This window comes from Lentzea sp. NPDC060358, assembly GCF_042725365.1.
Lineage (GTDB): Bacteria > Actinomycetota > Actinomycetes > Mycobacteriales > Pseudonocardiaceae > Lentzea.
On sequence record NZ_JBHXCW010000205.1, the window covers coordinates 1 to 13,990 of the forward strand.

A 13,990-nucleotide genomic window follows, 5' to 3' on the forward strand; every position below is an offset into this window, starting at 1 on the left:
GGAGCCGGGCGCCCTTCGGGTGGAGCTCGTCGGGCCTAAGCCGACTTCTCGCGCCGCTCGCGGCGTGAGGGCTGCCGGGCCACGATCGTCGGGTTCACGTTCTCCTTCACCGTCTGCTCGGTGATGACGACCTTGGCGACGTCCGTGCGGCTCGGGATGTCGTACATCACCGGGAGCAGGACCTCTTCCATGATCGCGCGCAGGCCGCGGGCACCGGTGCCGCGCAGGATCGCCTGGTCGGCGACCGCCTCCAGCGCGGTCTTGGTGAACTCGAGCTCGACGCCGTCCATCTCGAACAGCTTCTGGTACTGCTTCACCAGGGCGTTCTTCGGCTCGGTGAGGATCATGACCAGCGACGGCTTGTCGAGGTTGGTCACCGAGGCGACCATCGGCAGACGCCCGATGAACTCGGGGATCAGGCCGAACTTGATCAGGTCCTCCGGCATGGAGTCGGCGAAGTAGTCCGCCGCGTCCGTCTCGGCCTTGGACCGCACCTCGGCACCGAAGCCCAGGCCGCGCTTGCCGACCCGGTCCTGGATGATCTTCTCCAGGCCCGCGAAGGCCCCGGCCACGATGAACAGCACGTTCGTCGTGTCGATCTGGATGAACTCCTGGTGCGGGTGCTTGCGGCCGCCCTGCGGGGGCACCGACGCCGTCGTGCCCTCCAGGATCTTGAGCAGCGCCTGCTGCACGCCCTCACCGGAGACGTCGCGCGTGATCGACGGGTTCTCGCTCTTGCGAGCGATCTTGTCGACCTCGTCGATGTAGATGATGCCCGTCTCGGCGCGCTTCACGTCGTAGTCGGCGGCCTGGATGAGCTTCAGGAGGATGTTCTCGACGTCCTCACCGACGTAGCCGGCCTCCGTCAGCGCGGTCGCGTCGGCGATGGCGAACGGCACGTTCAGCATCTTCGCGAGCGTCTGCGCGAGGTAGGTCTTGCCACAGCCCGTCGGGCCCAGCATCAGGATGTTCGACTTCGCGAGCTCCACGCCGTCGTCACGACCCTCGCGCCCGCGGTCGCCCGCCTGGATGCGCTTGTAGTGGTTGTAGACGGCGACCGAGAGGGTCCGCTTCGCGTCGGACTGGCCGATGACGTACTGGTCGAGGAACTCGTGGATCTCGGCGGGCTTCGGCAGCTCGTCGAGCTTCACGTCGCCGGCTTCCGCCAGCTCCTCCTCGATGATCTCGTTGCAGAGATCGATGCACTCATCGCAGATGTAGACGCCGGGGCCGGCGATGAGTTTCTTCACCTGCTTCTGGCTCTTTCCGCAGAAAGAGCACTTCAGCAAGTCGCCGCCGTCACCGATACGCGCCATGACCGCTGACCTATGTCCCCTCCGGCGCACACCTGCTGTAGTGCGCCTGCTGACTTGCTGTGGCAGTCCCACTGGCTGTGGGTGCTGAGCCCGTTGCACTGACGGTACCTGGCCCACCCCGTTTCAGGGGAGGACCCGCAACTCTCCGACGCGCCGATCAGGCCAGACACGCGGTCTTCCCGGGCGTGTCGGCTCCCGAGGACGGGGTGTCCCAGTCCTCGGGAACCGCTCGCGTCAGGACTTGGCCGAGAGCTTGCGGTAGGGCAGCACCGAGTCGACGATGCCGTACTCCTTGGCCTCTTCGGCCGTGAGGATGCGGTCGCGCTCGATGCTCTCGCGAACCTCCTCCGCCGTCCGGTTCGTGTGCCGCGCCAGGGTGGACTCCATGAGGCGGCGCACGCGCTGGATCTCGTTCGACTGGATCTCCAGGTCGGAAACCTGACCGTACGCGCCCTCCATGGAGGGCTGGTGGATCAGGATTCGCGCGTTCGGCAGCGCGTGGCGCTTGCCGGGCGTGCCGGCGGCCAGCAGCACCGCGGCGGCCGAGGCGGCCTGGCCGAGGCAGTACGTCTGGATGTCCGGGCGCACGAACTGCATCGTGTCGTAGATGGCCATCAGCGAGGTGAACGAGCCACCCGGCGAGTTGATGTACATCAGGATGTCGCGGTCCGGGTCCTCGGACTCGAGCACCAGCAGCTGCGCCATCACGTCGTTGGCCGAAGCGTCGTCAACCTGCACGCCGAGGAAGATGATGCGCTCCTCGAACAGCTTGTTGTACGGGTTCGACTCCTTCATGCCGTAGCTGGTGCGCTCGACGAACGAGGGCAGCACGTAGCGCGACTGAGGCATGTGGAACTGGCTCACTTCGAGATCTCCTCAGCTTCCTAGTTGCCCGAGCTGACCGGCTGGGACCGGGTGACGACCTTGTCGACGAAGCCGTACTCCAGCGCCTCCTGGGCCGTGAACCAGCGGTCGCGGTCGGAGTCGCGGGTGATGGTCTCGACCGACTGGCCGGTGTGCTCGGCGATGAGCTGGGCCATCTCGAGCTTCGTGCGCGTGAGCATGTCCGCCTGAATGGCGATGTCCGCGGCCGTGCCACCGACACCGGCGGACGGCTGGTGCATGAGGATGCGCGCGTGCGGGAGCGCCTGGCGCTTGCCGGGGGCGCCCGCCGAGAGCAGGAACTGGCCCATCGAGGCCGCGAGGCCCATCGCGACGGTGGCCACGTCCGGCTCGATCAGCTGCATCGTGTCGTAGATGGCCATGCCCGCCGTGACGGAGCCACCCGGCGAGTTGATGTAGAGGGTGATGTCCTTCTCGGGGTCCTCAGCGGCCAGCAGCAGCAGCTGAGCGGTGATCTGGTTGGCGATGCCCTCTTCGACCTGCGATCCCAGGACGATGATCCGCTCGCGGAGCAGCCGCTCGTACACCGAGTCGTTGAGGTTCATCCCGGCGGTGGCCGACCGCATCTCGGGGGTCGGGAAGGAGTGCTGCGTCACGTCTGCCTGCCTAACTCCAGGTGGAACGAATCTGGATGCCAAAACTCTCTGCGATCGACCTTAACGAAGACGGGCGGCGTCAGATGCCCGACACCGCCCGCGTTCGCTCAGGGCTGTATTTAATCCGCTCGCCCGCTCGCGGGGCGAGGTCGTCTCAAGCCGGTCGTCCGCCCGACTCGCTCGCGCCGAAAAGGGCTTCGCCGTTTTCGGCGCGAGCGGGTGACCGGACGATCGGCACGACCTCGCTGGTCCTGGCTGGTCCCGACCAGCCCTGGCTAGTCCTGGCCGTCCTCATCGGACTTGGTCTCGCCGAAGAGCTCGTCGAGGTCGAGCTTGGTGCCGGCGGTGTCGGTGACCTCGGCCTGGCGCACGACGCTGGCGAGCGCCTTGCCGCGGCGGACGTCGGCGAAGATCGCGCCGAGCTGACCCGACTGCTGCGCGCGCTTGACGTACTCGTCGGGCGAGATGCCGAAGCGCTGGGCCTGGTAGATGATCCGCTCGGTCAGCTCGCCGTCGGACACCGTGACCTGCTCGGCGTCGGCGATCGAGTCGAGCACGAGCTGCGTCTTGACGGCCTGCTCGGCGGCGGTGCGGAGCTCGGTGTCGAACTCCTCCTCCGACTGGCCCTGCTCGGCGAGCCACGCGGCGAACTTCTCGTCGTCGTGGTCGAAGGCGTGCACGGCGTCGTGCTTGCGGGCGTCGATCTCGCCCTGGACGATGCCCTCGGGCAGCGGGACCTCGGTGGTCTCCAGCAGCGCCTCGAGGACCTTGTCGCGCGCCTGGACGCCCTGCTGCATCTTCTTGACGCGGGCGAGGCGGGTCTGCAGGTCGGCCTTGAGCTCGTCGAGCGTGTCGAACTCGCTGGCGAGCTGCGCGAACTCGTCGTCGAGCTCCGGCAGCTGGCGCTCCTTGACGGAGTTCAGCACGACGGACACCTCGGCCTCGCGGCCGGAGTGCTCGCCGGCGACGAGCGTGGTGGTGAAGGTCTTGGTCTCGCCCTCGGAGGCGCCGACGAGCGCGTCGTCGATGCCCTCGACGAGCTGGCCGGAGCCGATCTCGTAGGACAGGCCGGCGGTGCGGGCCTCCTCGACCTCCTCGCCGTCGACGGTGGCCGACAGGTCGACGCTCACGAAGTCGCCGGTCTCGGCGGGGCGCGAGACGCCGGTCAGGGTGCCGAAGCGGGCGCGGAGCTCGTCGAGCTGGGTCGCGACGTCCTCGTCGCCGACCTCCTGCTCGTCCACGGTCACGGCCAGCTCGCCGAAGGCGGGCACGGTGATCTCGGGACGGACGTCGACCTCGGCGGTGAACTCGAGCGTCTGGCCGTCCTCGATCTTGGTGACCTCGAAGTCGGGGCGACCGAGCGTGCGCACCTCACCCGCGGAGACCGCCTCCAGGTACTTGGCCGGGATGGCCTCCTGGATGACCTCGTCCAGCACGGGCGCGCGGCCGATGCGGTTCTCCAGGACCTTGGCGGGGGCCTTGCCCGGGCGGAAGCCGGGGATGCGGACCTGCTTCGCGAGCTTCCGGTACGCCTGGTCGAAGTTCGACTTGAGCTCGTCGAACGGCACCTCGACGTTGATCCGGACCCTCGTCGGGCTCAGGTGCTCGACGGTGCTCTTCAACGTGGACTCCTCGATACGAACAAGAACGTGCAAGACAGCCGGTACCGCCACACGGGACGCCCGGATTCCCAGCGAGTCTAGGCGAGACCCGCGGTGTGACCGCCGCCACCCCGGATTCCGCCGGCCCGCACCGGCACCGACGCCTCCGGCCGCACGACCGTCGCACGACCGCCGCACCGGCTCGGCCCGGCCGGGAACCGCGGCCCGCCGGCCACCGTCCCACCACCGGAGGAGGGTGGTCTTTTGTTCGTCCGGCGAACGACTTCACCGAAACAACACGCCCCACTACGGCCCGTCAAATCGGCAGCTTCAATTTCACTCTTTCGGTGGAAACCCTTCTTCGACGCAGATCAAGATGACTCCGTTAGCACCAATCCGGGGCTCGCGACCGACAGGTAGCGTTACGGCTCCTGCACCACCCGTAACGGGATCACGGGAACGAACGAGAAAAAGTCGTCGCACCGTTTTACTCCGAGGATCCGCCTGATGGAGACACGCCAGCTTCTCGCGTTCACTACCGTGGTTCAGACAGGGAGCTTCACCAAGGCCGCAGCCACGCTCAACTGCTCGCAGCCGACCATCACCACCCGCATCAAGGCCCTGGAGGAGGCCCTCGGGGTCGTCCTTTTCCGGCGTCTCCCCCGAGGTATCCAGATGACGTCCGCCGGGGTGGAACTCCTCCCCTTCGCGCGAAACATCATCAACCTCACCGAAAAGGCCCGAAAAGCCATCACGATGAACGGCGAGCCGCACGGCAAACTCGTCATCGGTTCCGCACAGAGTTTGACCGACTACCGTCTGCTACCGCTCATCGAATACATGTGCTGGCGCTACCCGTCGGTCCAACTCTCCCTGCACTCGCGCAACGCGCTGAACAACCTCGCCTCGGTCCGGGACGGCCAACTGGACTGCGCCTTCTTCATCGGCGCCATAGAGCCCCGCGAGGGCCTCGAGACGACCGTCCTGTGCCCGGAGCCCCTGGTGATGGTCGCCGGCCCGAACCACATGCTCACCCAGCGCCAGTCCCTGACCGAGGACGACATCACGAGCAGCACCCTCATCAGGGCCGAGAACGGCGCCTCCTACCACGAGCTCTTCGAGCACACGATCGGCTTCGACGACACCCGAGCCCCCGTCCTGGAGCTGGACTCGGTGGACGCCGCGAAACGAGCGGTGGCCTCCGGCCTGGGCATCGCGCTGATGCCCGAGGTCACCGTGTCCTCCGAGCTCTCGGACGGCAGGTTGGTCCGCTTGCCCTGGTCCCCGACCTTCCGCGTCTACACGCAGTTCGGCTGGCGCCAGGACAACTCGACGAACCCGGCGGTGACGGCCCTGGTGTCGGCAGCCGCGCAGGTGGTCAGCGACCAGGTCGCCTCCCTGACCTGACACGCCACCTCCACGAGGCCGAAGGCGAGCAGTGGTCGGGCTCGACACGAAGGTCCGGGTGGCTCCCGGCACGACGGGGAGCCACCCGGACTAACCAACCGGCGCGGCCGAGGTGCTGCCCCGGACCACCAGCTCGGGCAGCACGTCCTCCACATCGGTGGGCGAAGCCCCGCCCACCACGGCCAGCAGAGCCCGGGCGGCCCGGGCCCCGAAGGCGAACGTGTCCCGGGAAAGCGCGGTCATCCGCCCCCGCTGGGCCAGGACCGAGTCGTCCCAGGCGACGAGCGACAGCGCGGACGGCACAGCCACCCCCAGAGCGGCGGCCACCTCGGCCCCGGCCACCGCCATGACGTCGTTGTCGTACACGATCGCCGTGGGCGGCTCGGGAGAGGTCAGCAGCGACCGGGTGGCAGCGGCCCCGGACTCGGCCGTGTAGTCCCCTGCCACGATCACACCGTCCACGACGGACGCGAGGAACGCCTGATCCCGCCGAACGGTGTGCAGCAACGAGGCCAGCCCGGCGACGCGAGCAATCCGCCTGTGCCCCAACGACTTCAGGTACTCCACCACCGAGGTCATCGCCGCGTAGTCGTCGGCCCACACGGACGCCAGCGCACCGTGGTGCCCAGCCCCACCGACCACCACGGCCGGCAGCCCCAGAGACGACATCAACTCGACCCGCGGATCGTCCACGAGCAGGTCGACGAGGAACACCCCGTCCACCCGGTGCTCGGCCCACCACCGCTGGTACAGCTCGATCTCGGCCGACCGCGACGACACCACCTGCAGCAACAACGCGGAGGACATCTCCGACTGCATCCCGGCGATCAGCTGGAAGAAGAACGCCTCGTCCCCCAGCGCCCGCGGCGGCCGGACCAGCACGAGCCCCACCGCGTCGGCGGAAGCGGACGACAAGGCGCGCGCGGTGACCGACGGCCGGTACCCCAGCGCGGAGGCCACGTCCAGCACGCGGGCCCGAGTCGACTCCGACACCCCGGACCGGCCGTTCAACGCCAGCGACACGGCGCCCTTGGACACCCCGGCGGCCGCCGCGATGTCCTTGATCGTCGGCCTTCTCACGGGCACCCCTTGTCCGGAACGAGACAACTCGACGTTCGGAGGCTAGCCGCAGATAAACCGGTTTAGCTAGGGTCCGCGAGCAGGAGGTGGGTGTCAATGAAGAGGCGCACGTTCCTCGCGAGCCTGGTGGCGGTGCCCGTGGCGGGCTGCGGGCTGTCTGGTAACACGGCGAGCAACTCGGCCGCGAACGGCCAGGTCACCGGCGAGATCACGTTCCAGACGTGGTCGCTCAAACCGAAGTACACCGACTACGTCAACGGTGTCGTCGAGGCGTTCCAGAAGCAGCACCAGGGCACCTCGGTGAAGTGGGTCGACCAGCCGGCCGACGGGTACCTGGCGAAGGTCATGGCCGACGCGAGCGCGGGGAGCCTCCCCGACGTCATCAACGTCCCGCCGGACCTGAGCTTCCCGCTCGCCAAGGCGGGCCAGCTCGTCAACCTCGACGAGAGCCTGAAGGACGCGAAGCCCGAGTACCTCGAGAACGCCTGGCAGGCGTTCGAGATCCCCGGCAAGGGCGGCTGCTACGGCTTCCCCTGGTACCTCAACACCGGGCCGCTCTTCTACAACAAGGCCCTCTTCCAGCAGGCGGGCCTCGACCCGGACCAGCCGCCGAAGGACTTCGGGCAGCTCGAGCAGACCGCCCTCAAGCTCGCCGCGAAGAAGGTCGCGATCCTCGGCCAGACGCCGTCCATCGCCGACTTCGGGCTCTACGGTGTGAAGCTCTTCGAGAACGACAAGTTCACCTTCAACGAGCCCAAGGGCGTCGAGTTCGTCGAGACCTACAAGCGGATGTACGACGCGGGCGCGCTCATCCCCGAGGCGCTCACGCAGAACTACACCGGCGCCGGCACGAAGTTCATGGCGCAGCAGACCGCGATGAACCCCGGCAGCGCCTACGACCTCGGCAAGTTCAAGACCGACGCGCCGGGCCTCTACGCGAACATCGGCATCACCACGCCCATCACGAACACGGGCAGCGCCAACATGTTCCTGCACGGCGTCAGCGTGCCGAAGAGCAGCAGGAACCAGGCGACGGCGCTCGCGTTCGGCCGGTTCCTCACCAACGCCGCGAACCAGGTGGAGTTCGCGAAGCTCGCGTCGATCTTCCCGTCCACGACCAAGGGCGGTGACGACCCGTACTTCACCACCGAGGACGGCTCCGACGAGGCACGCGTGCGGGTCGCGGCGGCCAAGCAGCTCAAGACCGCGGTGAACTACACGCCCGTGCAGTTCAGCGACCAGATGCGGGAGGCGCTGCTGCAGCAGCTCGCGGACGCGATGCTCGGCAAGAAGTCGCCGAAGCAGGCGCTGGACGACGCCGTCGCCGAGTGCAACCGGCTCCTGAAGTAGCCCGATGACCCATCGCCCCTACACGCCGTGGCTGTTCCTGGTGCCGGGACTGGCCGTCTGCCTGATGTTCACGATCTTCCCGTTCGTGAACATGCTCGTGCTCGCGTTCACCGACGCGAGCGCGCTGGGCGGCGGCCGGTTCACCGGGCTGGACAACTTCGCGCGGATGGCCCAGGACCCCAAGTTCTGGCTGGCGGCGCGCAACAGCCTGCTCTACATGGTGTGCGTCGTGCCGCCGCTGGTGCTGCTGCCGCTGCTGATCGCGGTGCTCGCGCAGAAGATGGTGCCGGGCATCGGGATCTTCCGCACGGCGTTCTTCACGCCGGTGATCGCGTCCGCGGTCGTGGTCGGGCTCATCTGGACGTGGCTGCTCGACAGCCGCGGCCTGGTGAACTCCGTGGTGCAGGCGCTGGGAGGCAGCCCGATCGGGTTCCTGACCGACTCGACGCTGCTGCTGGTCAGCTCCATGGTCGTGACGGTCTGGCGCGGTCTGGGCTACTACATGGTGATCTACCTGGCGGCGCTCGCGAACGTGCCGAAGGACCTGCACGAGGCCGCGATGGTCGACGGCGCGGGCCCGGTCCGCCGCTTCTGGTCGGTCACGGTGCCGGCGTTGCGGCCGACGATGGTGCTCGTCGCGGCGCTGAGCGCGGTCAACGGGTTCCGCGTGTTCTCCGAGATCTACCTGCTGTCGGGCGGCACCGGCGGGCCGGGCGGGGCGAGCACCACCATGGTGATGCTGATCCAGTCGGTCGGCCGGGGCCTCACCGGCGAGGTCGGGTACGCGTCGGCGCTCAGCCTCGTGCTCTTCGTGGTCCTGCTGGGCCTGCTGCTGCTCACCCTCCGGCTGAACCGCAGGGAGGACCAGCTGTGAAGCGCGCCCACGTCTTCCTGGCACTGCGCTACCTCGGGCTGCTCGCCGTCCTGGCGATCAGCATCGGCCCGTTCCTCTGGCAGTTCGCGACGAGCATCAAGGGGCCGGGCGAGGACGTCTTCGTCCCCGACTTCATCCCGGACGACCCGACGTTCGGCAACTACGCCGCCGTGGCCGAGGTCGTGCCGGTCTGGTCGTTCGCGCTCAACTCGCTCGGCGTCGCGGGCGTCAACGTCGTCACCAACTGCCTGGGCGCGGCGATGGCCGGCTATGCGCTGGCACGCTTGAAGTTCCGGGGCCGCAAGCTCGCCGCGGTGGTCTTCGCGAGCAGCATCCTGGTGCCGTTCGAGGCGATCCTGATCTCGCTGTTCCTGGTGATGCGCGGGCTCGGCCTGACCAACACGCTCACCGCGGTCGTGCTGCCCGGCTCGATCGCCGCGCTCAACGTCCTGTTGCTGCGCAACGCCTTCCTCGCGCTCCCCGCCGAGGTCGAGGAGGCCGCGATCATCGACGGCGCCAACGCGTGGCAGCGCTTCACCCGCCTCGCGCTGCCGTCGGTGAAGGGCACGCTGGTCGTGGTGGCGCTGTTCTCGTTCATGTTCAGCTGGGACGACTTCCTCTGGCCGCTCGTGGTGCTGAGCGACCAGGAGAAGTACACGCTCACCATCGGCCTGGCGTACCTCCAGGGCACGTTCGTGCAGAACCAGCGGCTGGTGGCGGCGGGCACGATCATCGCCGTCCTGCCGCTGATCCTCCTGTTCCTGTTGCTGCAGAAGCACTTCTTCCGCGGTGTGGGAGAGGGCGCGATCAAGGGATGACCCACCGAGGAGATCGACCTTGCGTTTCGGCGTGAACTACACCCCGTCGACCGGCTGGTTCCACCACTGGCTCGACTTCTCCCTCGACGACGTCAAAGCCGACTTCGAGTCCATCGCGGCCCTCGGGCTCGACCACGTTCGGGTCTTCCCGCTGTGGCCGGTGTTCCAGCCCAACCGCGGGCTGGTGCGCCCGCGGGCCGTCGGCCAGCTCGCCCTGATGCTCGACGCGGCCCGCGAGACCGGCCTGGACGTGCAGGTCGACGTGCTGCAGGGCCACCTGTCGAGCTTCGACTTCTACCCGTCGTGGGTGCAGACCTGGCACCGCCGCAACATCTTCACCGACCCGGACGTCCTCGACGGGCAGCGCCGCTACGTCCGCGCGCTCGCCGAGGCGCTGCGCGACAAGCCCAACTTCCTCGGCTTCACCCTCGGCAACGAGGTCAACCTGCTCACCGAGTCGAACCCGTGCACCCCCGAGCAGGCCGGCGAGTGGATCGACGCGCTGCTCGCCGAGTGCGAGGAGGCCGCACCGGGTCTCCCGCACGTCCACTCCGAGTACGACGCCGTCTGGTACGAGAGCGAGCACTCGTTCCTGCCGGAGCACGCGGCCAACAAGGGTGCGATGACGACCGTCCACTCGTGGGTCTTCAACGGCGCGGCGCAGCGCTACGGCCCGCTCTCCGTCGAGAGCGTCCACCACGCCGAGTACCTCGTCGAACTGGCGAAGGCGCACGCGAAGGACCCCGGCCGGCCCGTGTGGTTGCAGGAGGTCGGCGCCGCCCAGCCGGAGATCAGCGCCGAGCAGGCGCCGCTGTTCGCCGAGCACACGCTTGCGAACGTCCTCACCTGCTCGAACCTGTGGGGCGTCACGTGGTGGTGCTCGCACGATGTCGACCGCGCGTTGGTGGACTTCCCCGAACGCGAGTACGAGTTGGGGTTGCTGACGACGGAACGCAAGGCCAAGCCGCTCGGGGAGGCGATCGCGAGGATGGTGCGCGAGTGCGAGCACGAGCCCGTGACGCGCGCGCCGATCAAGCTGCACGGCGACCGGCCCTCGTGGGGTCCGGGTGGCGCCTTCTTCGAAGAGTGGATGGCACACGCGCGCGAAGGCGTGCGGTCCTCGATCGAGTTGGGGTGAACAGGTGCACGACGAACGCCGGCTGCTGGAAGAACGACTCGACCGCACGCTGAGGGAACGCATCCGCCCGGCGGTCCACGGCGAGACCGCACCGCTGGAACTGGCGGTGTGGACCGTGCCGGACGAACCCGTCCCGGTCGCCGATGCCCTCGGCGCCACCTACGAACCGGCGAGCGTCGGCGACGCGTGGGGCGCGCCGTGGAGCACCAGCTGGTTCCGGCTGACCGGCACCGTCCCGCCGCAGTGGGAGGGCAGGCAGGTCGAGGTCGTGCTGGACCTCGGCTTCACCCACCCCGGCCCCGGTTTCCAGTCGGAAGGCCTCGCGTACACGGCCGACGGCGTGCCCGTGAAGGGCATCGAGCCGCGCAACACCCACCTGCCCGTCGAGGGCGGCGAGGTCCTCTACTACCTCGAGGCCGCGGGCAACCCGACGATCCTCGACTTCCACCCGTTCCTGCCGACCCGGCTCGGTGACAAGCAGACCGCGGGCAGCGAGCCGCTCTACCGGATCCTCAAGGCCGAGCTCGCGGTGTTCCAGCCGCAGGTCTGGCACCTGATGCTCGACATCGAGGTGCTGCAGTCGCTCATGAAGGAGCTGCCGGACCACGACCCGCGCCGGCACAAGATCCTCCACGCGCTCGACCGGGCGATGGACGCGCTCGACTTCAACGAGGTCGCCGCCACCGCCGACCTCGCCCGCGCCGAGCTGGAGCACGTGCTGTCGCTGCCCGCCGGCGCGTCCGCGCACAAGGTGTCGGCGATCGGCCACGCGCACATCGACTCCGCGTGGCTGTGGCCGCTGCGCGAGACGGTCCGCAAGTGCGCGCGGACGTTCTCCAACGTCACCAGGCTGATGGACGACTACCCGGACTTCTACTTCGCGTGCTCGCAGGCGCAGCAGTACGCGTGGATGAAGGAGCACCACCCGCACGTCTGGGACCGCGTCCGGGAGAAGGTCCGCACGGGCCAGTTCGTCCCGGTCGGCGGCATGTGGGTCGAGTCGGACACGAACATGCCCGGCGGCGAGGCGATGGCCCGCCAGCTCGTGCACGGCAAGCGGTTCTTCCTGGACAACTTCGGCGTGGAGACCGAGGAGGTGTGGCTGCCGGACTCGTTCGGCTACAGCGCCGCGCTCCCCCAGCTGATCAAGCTGTCGGGCTCGCGCTGGTTCCTCACCCAGAAGCTGTCGTGGAACCAGATCAACAAGTTCCCGCACCACACCTTCTGGTGGGAGGGCATCGACGGCACCCGGATCTTCACGCACTTCCCGCCGGTCGACACCTACAACTCGTCGCTGTCGGGCGAGGAGCTGGCCCGCGCCTCGCGCCAGTTCGCCGAGCACGCCAGGGCCTCGCGCTCGCTCGTCCCGTTCGGCTACGGCGACGGCGGGGGCGGCCCGACCCGCGAGATGATGGAGACCGCGCACCGCGTCGCGAACCTCGAGGGCTCGCCGACGGTGAAGGTCGAGCCACCGCGCGAGTTCTTCCAGGCCGCGCAGGACGAGTACCCGGACGCGCCGGTCTGGGCGGGCGAGCTGTACCTGGAGAAGCACCGCGCCACCTACACCACCCAGGCGAAGACCAAGCAGGGCAACCGCCGCAGCGAACACCTGCTGCGCGAGGCCGAGCACTGGGCCACGGCGGCGGCGCTGCAGGGCGCCGACTACCCGTACGACGACCTCGACCGGTTGTGGAAGACCGTGCTGCTGCACCAGTTCCACGACATCCTGCCGGGCAGCTCGATCGCCTGGGTGCACCGCGAGGCGCGGGCGACCTACGCCCGCGTCGAGGCGGAGCTGAGGGCCCTGACGGCACAGGCGATCGACGTGCTGCGGGGCGACGGCGACGAGGAGATCACCTTCGACGTGCTCGGCGGCGACGCCCCGCGCCCGTTCGTCGCGCCCGTCGACGGCGTGCTGGACAACGGACGGCTGCGCGTCACGATCGACCCCGGCGGCATCGTGCTCTCGATCCTCGACCTGGAGACCGACCGCGAGGTGCTGCCCCCGCACGGGTTCGCGGGCATGCCGCAGCTGCACCGCGACAACCCGAACCAGTGGGACGCCTGGGACATCGACCCGTTCTACCGCAACTGGAAGGCCGACCTGACCCCGTCCGAACGCACCGACGCGGCCGACGGCGTGGTCGTGCGGGCGAAGTTCGGCGACTCGGTGCTCACCCAGACCATCCGGCTGCGCGAGGGCGCGAAGCAGGTCGACTTCGACACCGAGGTCGACTGGCAGGAGCGGGAGAAGCTGCTCAAGATCGCGTTCCCGCTGGACCTGCGCGCCGAGGTCTCCACGGCCGAGACCCAGTTCGGCCACCTGCACCGCCCGGTGCACACCAACACCTCGTGGGAGGCGGCGAAGTTCGAGATCTGCGCCCACCGCTTCCTGCACGTGGGCGAACCGGGCTACGGCGTCGCGGTGGTCAACGACTCCACCTACGGCCACGAGGTCACCCGCACCACCCGCGAGGACGGCGGCACGACCACGACCGTGCGCCTGTCCCTGCTGCGCGCGCCGAGGTTCCCCGACCCGGACACCGACCAGGGCGAGCACCGCTTCCGCTACGCCCTGGTCGTCGGCGACCTGCCCGCGGCCGTCGAGGCCGGCTACCGCATCAACCTGCCCCCGCAGTCGGTCCGCGGCTCCACGGCCCCGCACCCCCTGGTGCGCACGGGCAACCCGGCGGTCAGGGTCGAGGCCGTGAAACTGGCCGACGACCGGTCGGGCGACGTCGTCGTCCGGCTCTACGAGGCCCACGGCGGTCGCGCCAAGGCCACGATCAGCACCTCCTTCGCCCACACCGGCGTCCAGGAGACCGACCTGCTGGAACGCCCCCTGGCCGCCGCGACGGCAGAGGTGGTGCTGCGCCCGTTCCAGGTGGTCACTTTGCGATTCACGAG

The 13,990-nt window shown here is 68.8% G+C and carries 11 protein-coding genes; 6 read left to right on the forward strand and 5 right to left on the reverse strand.

Annotated features, from left to right (window positions below; genetic code table 11):
- Positions 1-35: 35 nt before the first annotated feature.
- The 4 genes from clpX to tig all read right to left on the reverse strand — a co-directional run bounded on the left by clpX (position 36) and on the right by tig (position 4,437).
- Positions 36-1,316, reverse strand: a complete 1,281-nt coding sequence (gene clpX, locus ACFWGZ_RS31715) for an ATP-dependent Clp protease ATP-binding subunit ClpX (protein WP_191305687.1) — start codon at positions 1,314-1,316, stop codon at positions 36-38.
- 234 nt (positions 1,317-1,550) lie between these two features.
- Positions 1,551-2,165, reverse strand: coding sequence for an ATP-dependent Clp protease proteolytic subunit (locus ACFWGZ_RS31720; protein WP_112275787.1), 615 nt, complete (start codon positions 2,163-2,165; stop codon positions 1,551-1,553).
- Between the two features lie 35 nt (positions 2,166-2,200).
- Positions 2,201-2,785: an ATP-dependent Clp protease proteolytic subunit gene (locus ACFWGZ_RS31725; RefSeq protein ID WP_382455273.1), complete on the reverse strand. Its 585-nt coding sequence runs from the start codon at positions 2,783-2,785 to the stop codon at positions 2,201-2,203.
- 305 nt (positions 2,786-3,090) lie between these two features.
- The gene (gene tig, locus ACFWGZ_RS31730) at positions 3,091-4,437 is read right to left on the reverse strand and encodes a trigger factor (protein ID WP_382455265.1); all 1,347 of its coding nucleotides are present in this window, start codon (positions 4,435-4,437) and stop codon (positions 3,091-3,093) included.
- Between the two features lie 486 nt (positions 4,438-4,923).
- Between tig and ACFWGZ_RS31735 the strand changes: the two genes are divergently transcribed.
- A complete protein-coding gene (locus ACFWGZ_RS31735; RefSeq protein ID WP_382455266.1) occupies positions 4,924-5,823 on the forward strand; it encodes a LysR family transcriptional regulator in 900 nt (299 codons plus the stop codon).
- 90 nt (positions 5,824-5,913) lie between these two features.
- On the opposite strand, the gene ACFWGZ_RS31740 is transcribed toward ACFWGZ_RS31735, so the two are convergent.
- Positions 5,914-6,903 (reverse strand): LacI family DNA-binding transcriptional regulator, encoded by a 990-nt coding sequence (locus tag ACFWGZ_RS31740; RefSeq protein ID WP_382455267.1) that lies wholly within the window; start codon positions 6,901-6,903, stop codon positions 5,914-5,916.
- A gap of 96 nt (positions 6,904-6,999) precedes the next feature.
- On the opposite strand from ACFWGZ_RS31740, the gene ACFWGZ_RS31745 reads away from it, so the two are divergent.
- The 5 genes from ACFWGZ_RS31745 to ACFWGZ_RS31765 form a co-directional block, all read left to right on the forward strand.
- Positions 7,000-8,253 (forward strand): ABC transporter substrate-binding protein, encoded by a 1,254-nt coding sequence (locus tag ACFWGZ_RS31745; RefSeq protein ID WP_382455268.1) that lies wholly within the window; start codon positions 7,000-7,002, stop codon positions 8,251-8,253.
- A 4-nt stretch (positions 8,254-8,257) separates the two neighbouring features.
- Entirely contained in the window at positions 8,258-9,127 is an 870-nt protein-coding gene (locus tag ACFWGZ_RS31750; protein WP_382455269.1) for a carbohydrate ABC transporter permease, read from the forward strand.
- Positions 9,124-9,945, forward strand: a complete 822-nt coding sequence (locus tag ACFWGZ_RS31755) for a carbohydrate ABC transporter permease (protein WP_382455270.1) — start codon at positions 9,124-9,126, stop codon at positions 9,943-9,945. Before ACFWGZ_RS31750 ends, ACFWGZ_RS31755 begins: the two co-directional genes overlap by 4 nt.
- Positions 9,946-9,964: 19 nt before the next feature.
- A complete protein-coding gene (locus ACFWGZ_RS31760) occupies positions 9,965-11,083 on the forward strand; it encodes a glycosyl hydrolase (protein ID WP_382455271.1) in 1,119 nt (372 codons plus the stop codon).
- A gap of 4 nt (positions 11,084-11,087) precedes the next feature.
- The coding region (locus ACFWGZ_RS31765) for an alpha-mannosidase (protein ID WP_382455272.1) at positions 11,088-13,990 on the forward strand (2,903 nt) is incomplete at its 3' end.

Bases quoted from the DNA above. Each gene is read 5' to 3' on its own strand.
- clpX (WP_191305687.1), bottom strand. From the start codon at position 1,316: ATGGCGCGTATCGGTGACGGCGGCGACTTGCTGAAGTGCTCTTTCTGC.
- ACFWGZ_RS31720 (WP_112275787.1), bottom strand. From the start codon at position 2,165: ATGCCTCAGTCGCGCTACGTGCTGCCCTCGTTCGTCGAGCGCACCAGC.
- ACFWGZ_RS31725 (WP_382455273.1), bottom strand. From the start codon at position 2,785: ATGCGGTCGGCCACCGCCGGGATGAACCTCAACGACTCGGTGTACGAG.
- ACFWGZ_RS31735 (WP_382455266.1), top strand. From the start codon at position 4,924: ATGGAGACACGCCAGCTTCTCGCGTTCACTACCGTGGTTCAGACAGGG.
- ACFWGZ_RS31745 (WP_382455268.1), top strand. From the start codon at position 7,000: ATGAAGAGGCGCACGTTCCTCGCGAGCCTGGTGGCGGTGCCCGTGGCG.
- ACFWGZ_RS31750 (WP_382455269.1), top strand. From the start codon at position 8,258: ATGACCCATCGCCCCTACACGCCGTGGCTGTTCCTGGTGCCGGGACTG.